The sequence below is a fragment of the Chromatiaceae bacterium genome (assembly GCA_016714645.1).
Lineage (GTDB): Bacteria > Pseudomonadota > Gammaproteobacteria > Chromatiales > Chromatiaceae > M0108.
Map to the genome: position 1 here is coordinate 704440 of JADKCI010000004.1, position 17818 is coordinate 722257.

The 17818-nt window shown below is 65.0% G+C and carries 14 protein-coding genes and 1 tRNA gene; 6 read left to right on the plus strand and 9 right to left on the minus strand.

Annotation, left to right across the window (positions count from 1 at the left end; genetic code table 11):
* From rfbD to IPN92_15105, 6 genes are all read left to right on the plus strand, one after another.
* Positions 1–891: a dTDP-4-dehydrorhamnose reductase gene (rfbD, locus tag IPN92_15080; GenBank protein ID MBK8639522.1), complete on the plus strand. Its 891-nt coding sequence runs from the start codon at positions 1–3 to the stop codon at positions 889–891.
* Between the two features lie 188 nt (positions 892–1079).
* Positions 1080–2093 (plus strand): hypothetical protein, encoded by a 1014-nt coding sequence (locus IPN92_15085; protein ID MBK8639523.1) that lies wholly within the window; start codon positions 1080–1082, stop codon positions 2091–2093.
* A gap of 146 nt (positions 2094–2239) precedes the next feature.
* Complete coding sequence (locus IPN92_15090; protein ID MBK8639524.1) at positions 2240–3820, plus strand: peptide chain release factor 3; 1581 nt, start codon at positions 2240–2242, stop codon at positions 3818–3820.
* A gap of 46 nt (positions 3821–3866) precedes the next feature.
* Entirely contained in the window at positions 3867–4127 is a 261-nt protein-coding gene (locus tag IPN92_15095; GenBank protein ID MBK8639525.1) for a BolA/IbaG family iron-sulfur metabolism protein, read from the plus strand.
* 80 nt (positions 4128–4207) lie between these two features.
* The gene (locus IPN92_15100; protein MBK8639526.1) at positions 4208–4447 is read left to right on the plus strand and encodes an acetyltransferase; all 240 of its coding nucleotides are present in this window, start codon (positions 4208–4210) and stop codon (positions 4445–4447) included.
* 161 nt (positions 4448–4608) lie between these two features.
* Positions 4609–4683 (plus strand) — tRNA-Val (locus IPN92_15105).
* A gap of 550 nt (positions 4684–5233) precedes the next feature.
* On the opposite strand, the gene IPN92_15110 is transcribed toward IPN92_15105, so the two are convergent.
* From IPN92_15110 to chlG, 9 genes are all read right to left on the minus strand, one after another.
* Positions 5234–7057, minus strand: coding sequence for a glycoside hydrolase family 15 protein (locus tag IPN92_15110; GenBank protein ID MBK8639527.1), 1824 nt, complete (start codon positions 7055–7057; stop codon positions 5234–5236).
* A 28-nt stretch (positions 7058–7085) separates the two neighbouring features.
* Complete coding sequence (gene otsB / locus IPN92_15115) at positions 7086–7826, minus strand: trehalose-phosphatase (protein MBK8639528.1); 741 nt, start codon at positions 7824–7826, stop codon at positions 7086–7088.
* Between the two features lie 17 nt (positions 7827–7843).
* Positions 7844–10126, minus strand: coding sequence for a trehalose-6-phosphate synthase (locus IPN92_15120; protein MBK8639529.1), 2283 nt, complete (start codon positions 10124–10126; stop codon positions 7844–7846).
* Positions 10127–10429: 303 nt separating this feature from the next.
* A complete protein-coding gene (locus IPN92_15125) occupies positions 10430–12628 on the minus strand; it encodes a GAF domain-containing protein (protein MBK8639530.1) in 2199 nt (732 codons plus the stop codon).
* Positions 12625–13992: a transcriptional regulator PpsR gene (gene ppsR, locus IPN92_15130; GenBank protein MBK8639531.1), complete on the minus strand. Its 1368-nt coding sequence runs from the start codon at positions 13990–13992 to the stop codon at positions 12625–12627. The genes IPN92_15125 and ppsR overlap by 4 nt, the downstream gene beginning before the upstream one ends.
* A gap of 37 nt (positions 13993–14029) precedes the next feature.
* Positions 14030–14293 (minus strand): hypothetical protein, encoded by a 264-nt coding sequence (locus IPN92_15135; GenBank protein ID MBK8639532.1) that lies wholly within the window; start codon positions 14291–14293, stop codon positions 14030–14032.
* A gap of 29 nt (positions 14294–14322) precedes the next feature.
* Complete coding sequence (locus IPN92_15140; GenBank protein MBK8639533.1) at positions 14323–15525, minus strand: geranylgeranyl diphosphate reductase; 1203 nt, start codon at positions 15523–15525, stop codon at positions 14323–14325.
* Between the two features lies 1 nt (position 15526).
* Positions 15527–16894: a BCD family MFS transporter gene (locus IPN92_15145; protein MBK8639534.1), complete on the minus strand. Its 1368-nt coding sequence runs from the start codon at positions 16892–16894 to the stop codon at positions 15527–15529.
* Entirely contained in the window at positions 16894–17799 is a 906-nt protein-coding gene (gene chlG / locus IPN92_15150; protein ID MBK8639535.1) for a chlorophyll synthase ChlG, read from the minus strand. The genes IPN92_15145 and chlG overlap by 1 nt, the downstream gene beginning before the upstream one ends.
* Positions 17800–17818 lie beyond the last annotated feature (19 nt).

Here is a 17818-nt window from a genome sequence, read left to right on the forward strand (position 1 = left end):
ATGAAAAAGCGACCCGAAATCCTGCTGATTGGCGCCGACGGTCAGGTCGGCTGGGAACTGCAGCGCACCCTGGCGCCCCTGGGCCATCTGACGCGCGCCACCCTCGATGGTCGCTGGGAGCAGGCCCTGGATCTGGCCAACGCCGAGTCCATCGCCGGGGTCCTGCGCGAGACCCGGCCCGATATCGTCATCAACGCCGCCGCCTACACGGCGGTGGACAAGGCCGAGACGGAACAGGACCTGGCGCAACGTATCAATGGCGATGCCCCCGGCCTGCTGGGCCGCCTGCTCGCCGAGCGCCGCGTGCCCGTCCTCCATTACTCCACGGATTTTGTCTTCTCCGGTCAGGCCGAGAGCCCCTACAAAGAGGATGATGAACCCGGCCCCCTCAATGTCTATGGCGCCACCAAGCTCGACGGCGAAAATCGGCTGCTCGACTCCGGTACCCCGGCCCTGATTCTGCGCACCAGTTGGGTCTATGGCCGCTACGGTCAGAATTTTCTCCTCACCATGCAGCGCCTGCTGCGGGAGCGGGAGGAGCTTCAGGTGGTGGATGATCAGATCGGCGCCCCCACCTGGAGTCGCCTGCTGGCCGAGGTCAGTGCCCAACTCTTGTACCGCGTCATCAGCGGAGATATTGACCTGGAGCGCCAGTCCGGCCTCTACCAGGTCACCGGCGGTGGCCAGACGAGCTGGTGGGGCTTTGCCAAGGCTATCCAGCAGGCCAGCGGCGCCCACTGCCGCCTGTTGCCGATCCTCTCGCGCGATTATCCCTCCCCCGCGAAGCGGCCGACCTACTCCGTCCTCGATAACGGCAAGCTCCTGGACACCTTCGGGCTGGCCCTCCCGCACTGGGAAACCTCCCTGGCGATGTGTCTGGCGGAGACCTGAGGGGGCAGGCAAGGGCATGCCCGATCAGGCCTGCCTGCCCTTGCCATTCGGGTGTCTTTGCGGATCGGACTTGGGGGGCTATGGCCTTGACCCTCCTGAAGACCGCATCCATACTCAAAATTCTCCGAGTGCCTGAGGTACCCCTAACCTGCTCCCCCCCAATTATGTCAACTACCAGAGGTAACACCATGAAAAGAATGCTCCTGGCAGCCCTGTGTTCGGTCGCGACCCTGCCCGCCCTCGCCCAAGAGGCGAAGGTTGACATCACGCTGAATGCCGCCATGCCCTCCATTCGCGACCCATCCCGGAACGATACTTTCAAATTCACCCTGACGGACGCCAAGATCGTCACCAGCCTTGAATTGGAATGCCAGGCCGGCCGGACCCAGGCCCTGGTGTTGCGCACCAATGAGCAATGCAGCGTCAAAGGTACGGGTGCCATCGTCAATCCCTCGAACCCTGGCCAGCGGATGCCCCGCGCTCAGTACGCGGGTGGCTTTACGGTCAAGGAGAACGGCCAGGTCGAAGGCAATACCCTCAGCGTGAACTACCTGGCGGTTGGCAAGGTCCCGGCCTCCTCGGAATCCTTCGGTGGCGGCATGATGCTGAAGCCGGAAAACCCCTCCCCGGGGGCGGCGGAGCTGCAGGCCGCTATCCTGAAGAAGCTGCGGGGTGAAAAGGGGGCGGGCTCCGTCATCGACGAACGGGTGGACACCGTCCAGCTCTCCAGTTTTTTTATTCCCTCGGCGGGGCTGCCCTCGGAGAAGGGCTGTGCCTGGAACGGGGACATGATCTTTTCCTACCAGACGAACTCCTGGTTCATCAATCTCACCGCCAAGTGCGGAGAGAAGAACTATGCCCTCAAGGGCAATATGCCCTGGACCGACACCCCGGGCGCGACCAACCAGACCCAGTATGACTTGACCCTGACTCTGCCGAGCGCGGCCATCGGTTCGGACGATGCCCTGTTTGCCAACCCCGACGGGGATAGCGATCTCTTTGCCACGGTTGATGGTATGACCGGCACCATCATCATGAAGGAATCGGGCCATGTGAAGGCCAAGGTGGATGGGGTCGAGGACGAGGTGGCCACTCAGATCGAGGGCAGCGGTGCCCTGAAGGGGACCAATGTCTCCCTGGAGGCGGTGCGCTCCTTTACCCTGCTGATCGGCATCCTGTCGCGGACCTTCTTTGGGGCCTGATAGCCCCTTCCTCGCACCCGGGCCCGACACGTTCGGGTCCGGGTGGCCCATGTCCCGGACCGCCGAACCGCGGGCGCGGTGGCCAGGCCCGGCATGGGGCCGTTTTCATTTCGCGCTTTAACCGGGCGCCTTCTACCGGATGTTTCATGGCCCAGCTCCACGAGCAACTCGCTAAGCGGCGAACCTTCGCCATTATTTCCCACCCCGATGCTGGCAAGACGACTCTGACCGAAAAGCTCCTGCTGTTCGGCGGTGCCATCCAGATGGCGGGAACCGTCAAGGGCCGCAAGGCCGCGCGACACGCCACCTCCGACTGGATGGAACTGGAAAAGCAACGGGGCATCTCGGTGACCTCCTCGGTGATGCAGTTCCCCTATGGCGATGCCATCGTCAACCTGCTCGACACCCCGGGTCACGAGGACTTCTCGGAGGACACCTACCGGACCCTGACGGCGGTGGACTCCGCCCTGATGGTGATCGACGTGGCCAAGGGCGTGGAAGAGCGCACCATTAAGCTCATGGATGTCTGTCGCCTGCGCGCCACGCCCATCCTCACCTTTGTCAACAAGCTGGATCGGGAAGGGCGTAACCCCATCGAGGTGCTGGATGAGATCGAGCAGGTGCTCAAGGTCCGCTGCGCCCCCGTCACCTGGCCCATTGGCATTGGCAAGCGTTTCAGGGGCGTTTATGACCTGCGCAATGGCAAGACGCATCTCTTCAGCGCCCAGCATGGTGGCCGTATCCGCAGCGGGGAGGTGATAGAGGGTCTGGACAATCCCCGCCTGGATGAGTTGTTGGGAGAGCAGGCGGCGGAACTGCGCGAGGAGATGGAACTGGTGGCCGGCGCCAGTCACGCGCTGAACCTGGACGACTACCTGGCGGGGGAGCAGACGCCGGTCTTCTTTGGGTCCGCCATCAATAACTTTGGCGTCGAGGAGTTGCTGCGGGCCTTCGTCGATTACGCCCCGCCACCCCGGCCGCGCGCGACCCTGCAGCGCGAGGTCCTCCCGACGGAGGAGGGCTTCACGGGCTTCGTCTTCAAGATCCAGGCGAACATGGACCCGGGCCATCGGGATCGCATCGCCTTCCTGCGCGTCTGTTCCGGCAGCTATCGCAAGGGCATGAAGATGCGTCATGTCCGCATCGGCAAGACCATCCAGGTCGCCAACGCCATTACCTTCCAGGCCGACGAGCGGCACCTGGTGGAGGAGGCCTGGCCCGGCGATATCATCGGCCTGCACAACCATGGCACCATCCAGATCGGCGATACCTTCACCGAGGGCGAAGAGCTTAAGTATCTGGGCATCCCCTTCTTCGCCCCGGAACTGTTCCGGCGCGTGGTGCTGAAGGATCCCCTGAAGATGAAGGCTCTGCAAAAGGGGGTGGTCCAACTCTCGGAGGAGGGCGCGACCCAGGTCTTTCGACCCCTCAAGAACAACGATCTCATCCTCGGCGCCGTCGGTAACCTCCAGTTCGACGTCGCCGCCTACCGGCTCAAGGATGAATACAGTGTCGAGGCCGTCGTCGAGCCTGTGAGCGTTCACACGGCGCGCTGGGTGGTCTGCAAGGATGACAAGATGCGGGAACGATTCCAGGATAAAGCCTACGAGAACCTGGCCCTGGATGGTGATAACCAATTGGTTTATCTGGCTCCCACGCGCGTCAACCTGAGCCTGATCCAGGAGCGCTGGCCGGATATCCGTTTCCTGGCGACCCGCGAACTCTAACCGCGGCGCCTCATTGCGATGACTCCCTGAAGGAGGATAAGGAAGAATGGAAATTGAAGCCGTGGCGCAACTCATTCGTGCCGGTCTGCCAGATGCTCAGGTGCAGGTCACCGGCGACGGCAGTCACTTCGAGGCCCTGGTGGTCAGCGCGGCCTTCCTCGGTAAGGGCCCGCTGGAAAGGCAACGCCTGGTCATGGCCACGGTACGGCCACAGCTAGAAAGCGGCGAACTCCACGCACTTTCGATTAAGGCCCGGATCCCGGCCTCGGAGACTGATCAGACCGGATCAGGCCTATCAGGCGCTTGATGCCCTGCTGGCTGGCAATCTGGCCTCGGAGAGCCATACTTCTGGGTGAAGGTAACCAATAATCAAAAAGGAGGTCAGCCATGTTTCTGAAACATAAAGCCAGCGGCAAGCTTGTCGAGGTGCTGGGTCTGCGCGATATCTTTAACCCCATCCATGAGTTACTCATCGGCCGCTATAGCGCCGGGGAGGAGTTGCAGGATCCCGAGCAATTCCGCAAAGCCGATCTGGTGTTCTGTTCCGGTGAAGCCCTGCCCAGGTGCTGGACCGACGTCCACTATCGCGATGACGAGGCCTTTCACCACTACCGGCTCGCACCCTGAGCCTTGAGCCAGGCGGCTGATGCGCCCCGTCCCACCCCCAGTGAAATCGCTGTTATCCTCCGGCCAGGGTGGCGCAAGGGGGGCGCTGTCCGGGGTGGTCACGGGTGAAAATACCGATTTGACGGCCCCGTGACCTGTCCCTAGAATGCATCGTTGTGTTCGGGCGATTAGCTCAGCGGGAGAGCACTCCCTTCACACGGGAGGGGTCACTGGTTCGATCCCAGTATCGCCCACCAATTTTAATCAGGCCGCCGCCTCGGACCTGACGCTTTTCCTCCGCCGTACCCCCTTGTCAGGCCTTGTTCCCGGCCCCCGCACCAGGCTTTACCTGTGCCACCCACCAAACTCCCAGCACCTGGGACTTGTTCTCGGTTCAACAACTATCCTGCCATGGGTCGGTTTCGATGCCACTGGATCGTTATGCCCACATCCGGATCTCAAAGTCATTCACGGCAGTCCGTCGAGCATAAAAAAAGCCCCGCTACCGGGGCTTTTTTGACAGGTGCTGGACCTTGATATGTCAGCTTCCAAAGACCGAATCCTGGGTCTTAACCGTTTGTACCGAAGCCACGGAGGCCTGGGACGGGCTAAGGGATTGCTCTTCGGAGACCACGACGCCGGTTGAGACACCACCGATAACCAGAGCGATTGCAGCGATAATACCTAACATTTCAATTCTCCTAAAGGGGAGTGGGGTTGGATTGAGAGTTAGTATATCAGTGGATACTAATATGACAAGACCCAAAATGTTACGCTGTGTTACCGCACTGTTACAAAATTCCGGGCTCAGAGCGCCTCATCCCAGGTGCGGGAGAGGCGCATGGCGCAGTTGATCAGTCCCACCAGGGAATAGGTCTGGGGATAGTTGCCCCACAACTCGCCCGTTTCTGGGTGGATGTCCTCGGATAGCAGGCCCAGGGCGTTACGGCGCCCGAGCAGGTTTTCGAAGAGGCGGCGCGCCTCGTCACGGCGCCCCAGAAGGGCGAGGGCGTCGATGTACCAGAAGGTACAGATGGTGAATGCCGTCTCCGGCCGTCCGAAATCATCTTCCACGCCGTAACGCAGCAGGAGGTCGCCGCGTATCAGGTGGCGACCGATGGCATCGACGGTGGCGGCAAAACGCGGGTCGTCCGCCGTCAGGAAATCCAGTTCGCCAAGGAGCAGGAGGCTGGCATCCAGGTGGTCGCCCTCGAAGGTGGCGACGAAGCTGTCGAGGTCCGGATTCCAGGCCCGACGGGTGATGACCGCATGGAGCCGATCGGCCTCCCGGCGCCACTGGACGGCGCGCTCGGTCAGGGCCAGCCGGGAGGCGATGCGCGCCAGGCGGTCGCAGCCGGCCCAGCAGATGACCGCCGAGAAGGTATGGACGGCGGGTTTGTTGCGCAGCTCCCAGGGGCCGGCATCCGGCTGGTCGAAGACAGCGACCGCCAGCCGGCCTAGTCCCTCCAGCCGCTCGAACAGCACCTGGTCGCCGGCCAGCGGCAGGCGGCGGTCGAAGAAGGCATGGGTGGCGGCGAGGATGACGCTGCCATAGACGTCGTTCTGGACCTGGAGATGGGCCTGGTTACCGACCCGTACCGGTCCCATGCCCCGGTAACCCAACAGGCCGGGGGCGGTGCGTTCTTGCAAGTCGGCGCGGCGGGTGATGCCATAGCAGGGCCGCAGCCGCCGGTCCATGCACTCGCCGACGATGTCGGTGATGTAGCCGAGGTATTCCTCCATGGAGCGGGTGGCGCCCAGGCGATTGAGGGCGCTGACGACGAAATAGGCGTCGCGCAGCCAGCAGAAGCGGTAGTCCCAGTTGCGTTCGCTGCCCGGCGCCTCGGGGATGGAGGTGGTCAGGGCGGCGACGATGGCCCCCGTCTCCTCGAAGCTACAGAGCTTGAGGGTCAGTGCGGCGCGGATGACCTCGTCCTGCCACTCGAAGGGGATGGATAGGGACCGGACCCAACTATGCCAATGCTCCAGGGTCCGCTCCAGAAAGGAGTGTGCGGTATCGCCGATGCCTGCGCCCAGGCTCTCGTCGGCGCCGAGGATGAAATGCAGCGGCCGATCCAGGACAAAGGATGTCTCCTCTACCAGGTAGGACAGGGCGGCATCCGTGGTCAGGCGCAGGGCGTCGGAGTGGCTGGCGTAGCGGATATGGTTGGAACCGAGGGTGAGTTGGGGTGTTTCCTGGCCATAGGCGAACCGTGGGCGCAGACGCACCCGCAGCCGAGGCAGCCCCTTTACCGGCACGATAATCCGCACCAGGGTGGGGGGACGAAAGATGCGGTCGAACTGGTGAAAGCGGGGAGCGAAATCGGTGATTTCCACGACGTTACCCTCCCGGTCCTCGATCCGGGTCACCAGCACCGCCGAGTTGAGTTGATAGGTCTGGTGGCTGTTGGCCATTCCACCCGCCGGCTCTACGGCGAAATAGCCGCCGTTGCCCGGCTCCTGAGGACGATAGGGCTGAGTGCCCCCGAGCAGGGCGCAGAAGATGGGGTCCCCGTCCAGCCGCGGGAAGCCACACCAGAGGATGGTCCCCACCGGGTCGATGAGGGCCGCCAGGGTGCCGTTACCGATGACGCCGAGGTCCAGGTTGCAGCTTGGGTGCGTGGGATTCATGTTCATCTCCGTGGGCAATGGGGCCTGGTCAAGCCTTCAGCCTGGCCGCCAGGCCTTCAAGCCAGTGGCGCAGGTCGGAGGGCACCGCCAACTCATGGCGGGCCTGAGTGCCGTCGCCCGCCCCCACCCGGACGGAAATGCCGCCCAGGGCGTTGACGGCGGCAAAGCCGTCCTCGTCGGTCAGGTCGTCGCCGACGAAGATGGGGGTGCGACCGACGTAGGGTGGGCTGGCCAGAAAGCGGCGGATGCCGGCGCCCTTACTGGCGGTAGACGGGAGGATTTCCATCACCTGCTTACCGGCCTGGAGCCGGTAGTATGGTCCCAGGGTCCGGACCGCCTGTCGGGCCAGGCTCAGGGCCTGGGTCTCCAGGGCCGCGGCGGCGCGGAAGTGTAGGGCCAGGCCCTTGGGCTTGGGTTCCAGCCAGACTCCTGGCAGTTGGCGCAGGGGTTCCTCCAGGGCTCGCGCGATCGCCGCCAAGGGCACCCGGCCGGCGGGGGCGACCTCGCCCACTTGGCCACCTAGGCGCCACTCGGCGCCATGGGTCCCGACCGCGTCCAGGTCGACAGGGAAGAGCCGGTCTATGGTGGCCAGGGGCCGGCCACTGACCAGGGCCAGGGCGCCCCCCAGGGCGTCGGCGAGCCGGCACAGACGGGCCGGCAGGTCGGGCGGTACAATCACGAGTTCCGGGCGCGGCGCCAAATCCAGCAGGGTGCCGTCGATATCCAGAAACAGGGTCCAGGCGTCCGGCCAATCCGTACGGTCCGTCATGACTGGTGGTGGTGCCCTCATCGGCGCGTCTCCCGTCGCCACCCCAGACCGAAAGGTCGTGCCACCGCGTCGATCTGCGCCTGGATGTGCGCCCGCTTACGCAGGCGCGCTGCCGTCAGCAACATGCGCGCGGCCCAGAAATAGACGTTGTATTCGCTGACCATGGAGCGCATCAGGCGCATGCGCGCTCGGCGCTGATCCAGCGGCATGAGCAGACCGCGATGGATGGCCTCCGCCATGGCCTGGCTATCAAAAGGATTGACGATGAGGGCCTCCTGCAATTCGCGGGAAACGCCGGCGAAGGCGCTCAATACCAGAACCCCGTCCTCGTCATCCCGTGCGGCGACAAATTCCTTGGCCACCAGATTCATGCCGTCGTGCAGGCTGGACACCAGGCAGAGGTCGGCGGCGCGGAACAGGCTGAAGACCTCTTCCGGCTCGTGATGGCGTGGCACCAGCCGGATGGGCTGCCAACCGGGCCGGCCAAAGCGCTGGTTGACGGCACTGGCCAGGGCCTCTGCTTCCTCCTGAGTAAGGCGATAGCTGGGCAACTGGCTGCGGCTCGGGGCCGCGATCTGCAGCAGGGTCAGCCGGCCGAGCCACTCCGGATGGTTCTCTAGCAGTGTCTCGATGGCGCGGAAGCGGTCGGCGATGCCCTTGGTGTAATCGAAGCGCTCCACCCCCACGGCTAGCAGGGCGTCGGGGGCCAGCCCTTGGGCCTGGCGGACCCGAGTCCGACAGTCGCTGACGCTGGGCTGGCTGGCCAGGGCCGGGGGTGGCCAGGCGATGGAGATGGGATAGGGCTTGACCAGGGTGATGCCCCCCCCGGAGGCGGCGGTACTGTGCTCCCGGTCGATGCGGCACTCCAGGAAGCGGTCCACCGAATCCAGGAAGTTCAGGCAGTGGAATTGGGTGTGGAAGCCCAGGATAGTGCTGCCCAGGAGCCCGCGCAGGATCTCCTCCCGCCAGGGGCAGATGCCGAAGACCTCCGCGTTGGGCCAGGGGATGTGCCAGAAGGTGATGAGGGTCGCCTCCGGGAGGCGCTCGCGTACCATGCGGGGCAGGAGGGCGAAGTGGTAGTCCTGAACCAGAACTACCGGATTGGGGGTGCGTGCCTCCGCGACGACCGCCTCGGCGAATTTGCGGTTGACGGCGACATACTGGTCCCAGTCCGCTGCACGGAAGGTCGGCCGGACGAAGACGATATGACAGAGGGGCCAGAGCCCCTCGTTAGCCAAGCCGTAGTAGTAGCCCTCCTGCTCGGTGTCCGAGAGCCAGACGCGCCGCAGGTCATAACTCGGGGCCTCCGGCGGGACCCGGATGTGGTCCTTGCCGTCCACTGTCTCGGCATCGGCGTTGCCACTGCCGTGGGCGATCCAGGTCCCGCCGCAGGCACGCAGGATGGGCTCCAGGGCCGTGACCAGGCCGCTGGCCGGGTGCTGGATATGGATGGCGTCATCCTCGCCACGGACGTGGATATAGGGTTCGCGGTTGGAGACGACGATCACCTGGGCGTCGGGTAGTTCGGATTTGAGCAGCCGGCGCAGGCTCTCGGGGGTCCAGTCGACACGGATGGCGTCGGCGAGGCCCCGTGGCAGTTCCAGATCGCGCAAGGCCTCCCGTGCGTCCCGCACCAGGGCGGCGATCTCGGGGGCCAGGCTGGGGTCGGGCGCGCGCCCGGCCGAGGCGGAGGCCAGGCCCTGGCGCACCGCCCGTAGCCAGTCCCTCAGGGTTAGCCTGGCGACAATCGCCGTCAGACCCGCCACCAGGATCCCCAGGACCCCCAGAAAGACCATCAGATAGCGCTCCAGATTGGCGCTGCGGCGCTCGATGAAACTGAGGTCGTGGAGTATGACCAGTTGGCCCAGGTCCAGCCCTTCCTCCCGCAAGGGGAAGGCCGCGATTAGCAGGCTCCCGCCGCCCCAGGACTCGGTCTGATAGCGGGCCACCGGCGCGGTGGCGGGGGGCACGGGCGGGGGTGGCGGGGGCGGGCATGCCAGACCTAGGGGCCAGGTGGGGGAGTGGTTCAGCAGCCGGCCCTCGGGGTTGCACAAGCCGACCGCTAGGAGCCGTTCGTCGCGGGCCAGGCGCGTGAAGAGGGCGTCGATGCGCAGGCCGATGGGATCCTTGGTCAGCCGTGGCAGGCTCTCCCCAATGGAGTCGAACACCAGCGAGGAGCGCATCTCTACGTCGGTGCGCAGCCAGCGTTCGAGGAGTTCTCCCAACAGGGGGGTGATGGCCCAGGCCAGTCCCCCCAGGACCAGGATCAAAGGGAGCAAAAACCGCATTGCCATACGCATGGAGCAAGTCCTCGGGTTCGGACCAGTCATCCCTGCCGCGGCGTTCAGCCGGCGTTGGGGAAACTGGGTTTACAGAGGTTACTGTTCGAGCAGGCCTACAACCTGGATTATAGACCCAGTGCCAGTCATGCTTCGGCATCAAGGGAGAGAGAGGGGGGCGGGTGGCGGCGGGTCGCCAAGCCGACCGGTACCTATTCACGGCATCTCCGACCCGCCACCACTCGGCCCGGAAAACCGCAACTAGCTGTTCTTAAATTATAAGTTTCCCGCTGCTGCCGCATGCAACAACTCGCTACCGTTTAGTCAACTCCCCCGTCGGGAGCCATGACCGGCGTACCACAGCAGGTGCTCCAGGAGCCCCGTGGTGCGAGCGACGGATGCCTGCACGCTTTTGAGCATGGCGGGCACCTGGGTGACGTCGAGGTTGTCGCTGATTTCCAGGGCGGCCAGTTGGGCGTTGCCGACGATGCTCGCCAGGAGGTCCCGGAAGATGAGGTCCTCCTTGGAGTCCAGTGGGATGGCCAGCACCTTGTGTTGAGCAATGATGCCTTCCTGGAAGCGCCGCCGCGCGTCGTCGGCGGCCTTGCGCTCGCTCAGATCATTAAAAATAATCACAAAACCGAGGGTTTGGTGGGGGGAGGAGAGTACCGGGTCGGCACGAACCAGAAAGGCCCTGCCGCCGCCCTCGGGGACCAACAGCAAGGTCTCGCTCCGCCAGGGGCGGAGATGCTCCTGGAGATCGAGCAGTTGCCGCCGCGCCTCGGTCTTGTCCACGAAGAGGGCAAGAATATCCTCCAGCGTGCTGGGTCGAGGGCCGGCCTTGAGCAGGCGGTCGAAGGCCTGGTTGGTCAAAAGGATCCGTCCCCCGGCATCGGCAATCAGCAGGGGCTGCTCCGAGAAGCGGACCCGCGTCATCACTTGTTCCAGTTGATGCTGGGTAATCAGGAATCGCACCGCGCGAAACTGCTGAATGACGTCCGCTACCGAGTCTCCCATCAGGCGGGCGGTGGTGAGGTCGTTTGCCGTCCAGGGGTCCGAGGTGCCCTCGACAACCTCGTGCCACTGGGCGAAGGACCGGCGCGGCGAGAGCTGGGTGGGATCGTCGCCGGTTTTTACCCCTTCGTGGGGGTTGCCGCCCCAGGTCAGGGTCCGTATCCGCTCGGGTCGGAACCAGAGCAGGTATTCCCCAGGGGTTTGGGAGATGGGCACGGCCAGGACGCCGGCCGCGACGGGGGTCAGGGGCTGGAAGAGTGGCTCGCGACGACAGAGGGCGGCCGTGGCCATCACGGGTTCGCGGGGTCGTCGATCCAGCCAGGCCCCGATCTCGCGCAACTGCTGCGTCCCCGGGACATCGCCGGCGGTGACGATGGCATCATCCCGCAGCAAGGCTACCCCCGTCGCATTCAGCGGCTGCAGCACAAACTGGGGGTTGTCGAAGAGGGCGCCCTCCCAGTCACCGTTGGTCGAGATGGCCTCGACCATGCGCTGCTCGAGGCGCCGCACGGATAGCTCGGCCTGGGACTGCACGAAGCTTTCGAGGGCAGCGATGCGGGTCGATGTCGCCTCGGCGAGCAGTTCACAGACGACACGGGTGGGGTACTGGATAAGGCGGGGGGTGTAATGGTGACAGGCCACCAGCCCCCAGAGTTTGCCGCCCACGACCAGGGATGCCACCAGGGTGGCGCAGACGCCCATGTTCTTGAGGTACTGAACGTGGATGGGCGACATGCTGCGCAGGCAGCACAGGGACATGTCGAGCGGGTCGCCGCCAAGGGGGGTGCGCTCGGGGAGGAGGGGGACCGGGGTGTAGCCCGCGTCCACCAGGACGCGGACGCGATTGCGTTCATAAAGGCGTCGCGCGATCTGGGGAATGTCGCTCGCCGGGTAGCGATTGCCCAGGAAGGGTTCCAACTCGGGCTCGCGCTCCTCGGCGATGACGGCACCATGTCCGTCCTCGTCGAAGCGGTAAACCATGACCCGATCGTAGCCCGTCAGATCCTTGAAGATCTTCGCGGTCTCGTCGGCAAGGGTAGGCAGGGAGGAAGTCGCCGAGATGGCCCGCAAGGCCTCGCAGACGAAGGCCGAGGGGTCGGTCGGGGGGGCGGCGAGTTCGAGTTCCAGAATCAGGCCACCGCCCGCCGGACGGTGCAGGGAGCCGTCGAGTTCGCTGCCCAGGGTATCCACCCGGCAACGGACCGCCACCGGGATCTGATCGATGGGATCCCCGAGGTGGGTGCCGACGCGCAGGGCCAGGTTGCCACCCAAGGCCTCCAGCGGCTTGCCAAGTACCCCGTCGGGGACGCGCAGAAACGCCGGGGCGTTGGCGCTCGCCTGCACGATGATCAGGTCCGGTTCGCTAACCAGCAACAGAACCCCGTGGGGCTGAATGGAGTTGGCGAGGTGAATCTGTTCCCGCTCGCAGTTGGAAAGGTTCGCCTGGCCGAATCCGGGATTGGCGGTGGGCGACGCATCCTGGCCCGCGCCCTGGCCTGGAGCACTCATCGCTTCGACTCTGCCTTTTCGTCCTCGAGGCCGTAACGGTTGAGCTTGACGTAGAGGCTTTGCCGGCTGAGGCCGAGCAGTTCCGCCGCAACGGTCCGGTTGCTGCCCGCCAACTCCAGCGCCGCCAGAATATAGTGGCGTTCGACGACCTCGACGGTGTCATCGACGAGCTTGCGCAGGGTGGTCTTGCCGACCTGTTTGGTCAGAAAGTCCAGCCACTGCGCCACGCCGCCCGCCTGACCCTCGGTGGAGAGCCGGCGACCGATATCCCGGAGGAAGACGCCAATATAGGCGGGACTCGTGGCGGTGTTACCAGTTGCGGAGATTTCGACCTCGACCTCCGTGCCATGTTCGCCATGGAGCGTGGTTGAAAAGAGCCTTACCGCGCCCAGACGCAGCACGTTGGCCAGCAGAACGGTCAGGTCGGCGCCCGGGCGACCGAGCCAGCGGCCGAGGGGTTTGCCCAGGAGCGAGGTCTCGGAACCCATCTGTACCATGTCGAGAAAGGCGCGGTTGCCTCGCAGGATCGCGCCCTGGTCGTCGATCACCACGAAGGCGTCAGGCCCCCGTTCGAGCAGGTCCTCGATGGGGATCGTTTGGGTAACGCCCTGGTAGAGGGTCGTCGGCATCCCGGAAGGGGAGAGCTGGACCAGGAAGATCTCGTTCGCGGCGGATGACATGAGGGAGGCCCGCGCCAGCCAGGGCTGCCGGTCCTCGCCGAGCCGCAGCAGGATACCGGGGGCCTTGCCGCGCTCGCGAACCTGCCGCAGCATGTTGGCGAAGGTTTCGCGATCCTCCACCAGGAGGGTTTCAAGAAATTTGCCGGTTCCCGGGGACCTGGGCTTGGGGGTGGGTAGCCCCAGGGCCTGGGCGGCGGCGGGATTCAACTCCAGGACGCTCAGGCCCCGGGCATCCAGGATCACGACGGCCTCGTTGGAGGAGTTGAAGAGGAGCCGGTAGCGGGTTTCGACCTCCCGTAGCTTCCAGTAATCCCGCTCCAGGGCCTGCTGAGCCTCGACGAGCCGGTTCTGGAGTTCGGTGACGGCACGCAGGTTTTTGCCCACCGCCAGGAGGCCGCGGTCCTTGCCGAGCTGGATGGTGGTGTACTCGATATGGGCCTCGGCCCCGCTGGGCAGGCGCTGTACGACCTGTCGGAACGCCGAAACGCCGAGGGAACGGGCATCCTCGAGCATGTGCTTGAGGTGAATACCGTCCGCGGGCCTGACGGTGTCGGTCCAAGACAGGCCCACCCAGTCGTCGGGGTGCTCGCCCGCGAAGGTGTCCGACAGGCTGGCTTCCTGAATAATGCCATAGCTGTCCATCATAAGCTTGACGTCTGGCGCTGCGATGCTTTTCTGGATCATCTAGGTATTATACGGCTAGCCGCCCCACGGAAAGTAGTTAACGCCATCGGCTGGCAAGATCGGCGACATGTGCCACCAGGGCCATCAGCAACCAAAGGATGCTCATCTCCCAGCCGGCGTTGGTGAGGGCCGCCCGCAGCGCCATCAGCAGAGAAGCGCCGGCCGCCAGGTTGGCCAGTAGCCCGAACAGGGGCACCCCACGGCCGGTGACCCGTCGATAGGCCCAGAGCAGGGCTGCCTCCAGGGTCATCAAGACCATAAGCAGATCGACGATCCGCCCCGAACCGAAGGGTTCCATCATACGGGTTTTGGTTCCCTGGCATCATGGTGTTAAGGGGGAACTATGCCCAGCAGGTGCGCCACATCCTTGACCAGGATGCGCATATGGGCGACCGGACTCGCCCTGACCAAGCGCTTATTCATGTAGGCCTCCCAGGTGAGCCGCTGCACGTCCGGGTCCCGGCACATGCTCACGAATCTTTCGCGCCGCCGGTCGCTCGAATACCAGAACCGTTGGAGTAGTCCCAGGATGCGGAACACCCGCCCGTGCGCCTTCATGAAGCGCGACCGGGCGGAGGCCAGGGCGCGGACATCGCCGGAAGTGCAGAAAGTATCGGCGGCTTGCGCCGCCAGGCGCCCGCTGACCATGGCGTAGTAGATGCCCTCGCCGGAGGCCGGCGCGACCACTCCCGCGGCATCGCCCGCCAGAATCAGATTGTGGCCGTCGTCCCACCGCGGGCGTGGCTGCAGGGGGATGGGCGCGCCCTCGCGCCGCAGGGTCGTCATCTGGTCGAGACCCGCGGCCTCCCGGAGCCTCGTCGTGGCCTGACGGAGCGAGAAGCCCGCAATGGCCGTGCCCACCCCGATACTGACGCTGTCGCCATGGGGGAAGATCCAGCCGTAAAAGTCGGGGGAGATAACACCTTGATAATAAACGTCGCAGCGGGAGGCGTCATAGTCGCCGCGCTCACCGTTCGGCGCCGAGACAATTTCATGATAAGCGTTGACGTACCGCATCTTGTGGGTGCCAGGCATGCATTGCTTGGCCACCGTGGAGTTGGCGCCATCGGCGCCGATGAGGCAGCGGGCACGCACCGTCTCCGCGGCCGAGCAGTTCTGCCCCGGCCCACCGGGATGGTAGTGAATCCGTACCCTACCCCCCGCCTCGCGCGTCACCTCCTGGAGGGTGCCGACCCGCAGTTGCGCCCCGGAGGATGCCGCTCGCTGACGCAGCCAAGGGTCGAAGTGATCCCGCTTGACCATGCCGACATAGCCGCCGTTGATGGGCATGTCCACGCGGCGCTCGGCGGGGGAGACCATGCGGGCCGAATGGATGCGGGCGCACAGCAGGGATTCGGGAATATCGAACTCGCGCATCAGTTGCGGAGGGATGGCCCCGCCGCAGGGTTTGATACGGCCGTTGCGGTCAAGCAGCACCACCGAGCGCCCGGCGCGGGCCAGTTCGTTGGCCGCCGTCGCCCCCGCCGGCCCGCCCCCCACGACGACGACATCGAAGGTTTCCAGTCCGGACATGCTAGGAGGCTCCCGTTTCGGTGACAGGTTCACCCTGGGCATGGAAGCTGGCCGGCTGCCCGTGCGCCGGCAAGGGGCGGGTCACCCTGACCGCCAGGACCGCGGAGACCAGGAACATGAGCGCCTCGCCGGAGAAGACGGTCGCATAAGCCATAACGGGCGATTCCATGAGATAACGCGCCAGATCAACGGCGGCGGTCCCGAGGAAGCCCCCCAGCCCGAACGCCAAGGCCTGCGCGGCGCCCCAGAGCCCCATGCGCATGCCTTCGCGATGCTCGCGGCCCGCGCCCACGAGGGCCATCATGGAACCGATAGCGGCGACCGCGAAGAGGCCGTTGGCGACGCCAAGGGCGAAGACCGTGATATGCAGGGGCCAGGCCGGGGCGAAAAAGGCGCCCAGGGAGAGGGCGAAAAGGGCGACCGCGGAGGCGATGCAACCCCGCACGGTCCAGTCCTGCAAGGTGCCAAAACGGCGCCCCCAGGTGGAACTGCCCATGAAGGCCAGCAGCAGCATGCCGGTGAGCACTCCACCATTCTGGGTGCCCGCGAGTTGCGTCGATTGGCCAGGCGTCAGGCCAAAGACGATACCCGCGAAGGGCTCCAGAATCAGGTCCTGAGCACTGTAGGCCAGCATGGAAAAGAAGACGAAGAGGGTGAAGCGCCGGGCCTTGGGCTCCGACCAGACCTGGGCCAAGGCCTCCTTGAAACTGGCCTTGCCGGAGGCGGGAGCCTGGCCGGGCCCGGGAGTCAGTGGGTGGGCGGCCCCTTCGATCCCCCAAATGGAGAGCAGGGTAACCACTAGGGCGATGGCGGAGACGGTCGTCGTGACCATGACGAGGCGTCCAGGGGAGAAGGGGTCGAGGAAGTGACCGGCGGTGGTGGCGGTGATGATAAAGCCGATGATCATCATCACCCAGAGGGTGGTGGCCGCCGCCGCCCGCTGGCGCTCGCCGACGCGCTGGGCCAGGAGCACCAATAATGAGGTACCACAGGCACCCACGCCTACGCCGATGAGGATGAAGGCCAGGATTGCCAGGGCGGTCCCCCCGGACAGGTTATGCTCCATCCAGGCGGTGGCGACACTCGCCATGACCCCGCCGAGGGCCAGTAACCCCATGCCGCCAATGATCCAGGGAGTGCGGCGCCCGCCCATGTCCGAGCCATAACCCCAGCGTGGGCGGGATATCTGTACGAGATGGTGCAGGGCGACCAGGGCGCCAGGGATCATGGCCGGCAGGGCGAACTCGACGACCATGACCCGATTCAAGGTCGATGTCGTCAGGACGATGATGGCGCCCAGGGAGGTCTGGACCAGTCCCAGGCGCAGGATGCCGAGCCAGCCGAGATTGGGTTGCAGGCTACTGTTCATTAAGTCATTTCTCTCAGGGCAAAGGCGCTTATGAGCATGCCAGTGACATAGACGCTTACTCCCATGGCGCTGAACCAGGTCGCCTGCTCGCGTGGGTTGCGCAGAAACCGGATCATCATCAGGAGTTGGATGAGCAGGATCAGGGCGACGGCGAAGGCATGCCATGGCCGCTGCCAGGCGGCCAGGGCGGCGGCGACCGCGATTTGGGGCAGGGCCATGAAGAGACAGGCCGCCCAGGCCGCGCCGCGGACACCCAACTGAACGGGCAGGGAGCGGATGCCCAGGCGCTGGTCACCCTCGATCGCCTTGAAATCGTTCAGGGTCATGATGCCGTGGGCGCCCGCGCTATAGAGGCCGGCCAACAGCAGAATGCGCCAATTGGGCATCATGCCCCCGATCATGACCGCCGCGCCCGTGACCCAGGCCAGCCCCTCGTAGGAGACGGCGACGGCGGCATTGCCCCACCAGCCGTTGCCCTTGAGGCGCAGGGGGGGCGCGCTGTAGGCCCATGCCATCGCCAGGCCAAGGGCCGTGGCGCCCAGCACCCAGGTGCCCAGCAGGGCAGCGATCGCGAGGGAGACCAGGGTCCAGAGGATCGCGATGCGCAATCCCCAGCGGCCTGGCATCCGCCCCGAGGGAATGGGGCGGTGCGGTTCGTTGATAGCATCCACATGCCGATCAAACCAATCGTTGACCGCCTGGCTGGTGCCACAAACCAGGGGACCGGCAAGGAGGACGCCGACCATGACCAGTGGCCAATGCGCCACGATAGGTTGCCCCGAGGAAACCACCCCACAACCGAAGGCCCACATCGGTGGGAACCAGGTGATGGGCTTGAGCAATTCCAGGATGACTGCCCCGTTTGGGGATTTATCCAGGATCGCCGACAGGGATGATTCACTCATGGCGCGAATCTACTACCTG

Coding starts and splice junctions, on each gene's coding strand:
- rfbD (MBK8639522.1), top strand. CDS start 1: ATGAAAAAGCGACCCGAAATCCTGCTGATTGGCGCCGACGGTCAGGTC.
- IPN92_15085 (MBK8639523.1), top strand. CDS start 1,080: ATGAAAAGAATGCTCCTGGCAGCCCTGTGTTCGGTCGCGACCCTGCCC.
- IPN92_15090 (MBK8639524.1), top strand. CDS start 2,240: ATGGCCCAGCTCCACGAGCAACTCGCTAAGCGGCGAACCTTCGCCATT.
- IPN92_15095 (MBK8639525.1), top strand. CDS start 3,867: ATGGAAATTGAAGCCGTGGCGCAACTCATTCGTGCCGGTCTGCCAGAT.
- IPN92_15100 (MBK8639526.1), top strand. CDS start 4,208: ATGTTTCTGAAACATAAAGCCAGCGGCAAGCTTGTCGAGGTGCTGGGT.
- IPN92_15110 (MBK8639527.1), bottom strand. CDS start 7,057: ATGAATCCCACGCACCCAAGCTGCAACCTGGACCTCGGCGTCATCGGT.
- otsB (MBK8639528.1), bottom strand. CDS start 7,826: ATGACGGACCGTACGGATTGGCCGGACGCCTGGACCCTGTTTCTGGAT.
- IPN92_15120 (MBK8639529.1), bottom strand. CDS start 10,126: ATGCGTATGGCAATGCGGTTTTTGCTCCCTTTGATCCTGGTCCTGGGG.
- IPN92_15125 (MBK8639530.1), bottom strand. CDS start 12,628: ATGAGTGCTCCAGGCCAGGGCGCGGGCCAGGATGCGTCGCCCACCGCC.
- ppsR (MBK8639531.1), bottom strand. CDS start 13,992: ATGATCCAGAAAAGCATCGCAGCGCCAGACGTCAAGCTTATGATGGAC.
- IPN92_15135 (MBK8639532.1), bottom strand. CDS start 14,293: ATGATGGAACCCTTCGGTTCGGGGCGGATCGTCGATCTGCTTATGGTC.
- IPN92_15140 (MBK8639533.1), bottom strand. CDS start 15,525: ATGTCCGGACTGGAAACCTTCGATGTCGTCGTCGTGGGGGGCGGGCCG.
- IPN92_15145 (MBK8639534.1), bottom strand. CDS start 16,894: ATGAACAGTAGCCTGCAACCCAATCTCGGCTGGCTCGGCATCCTGCGC.
- chlG (MBK8639535.1), bottom strand. CDS start 17,799: ATGAGTGAATCATCCCTGTCGGCGATCCTGGATAAATCCCCAAACGGG.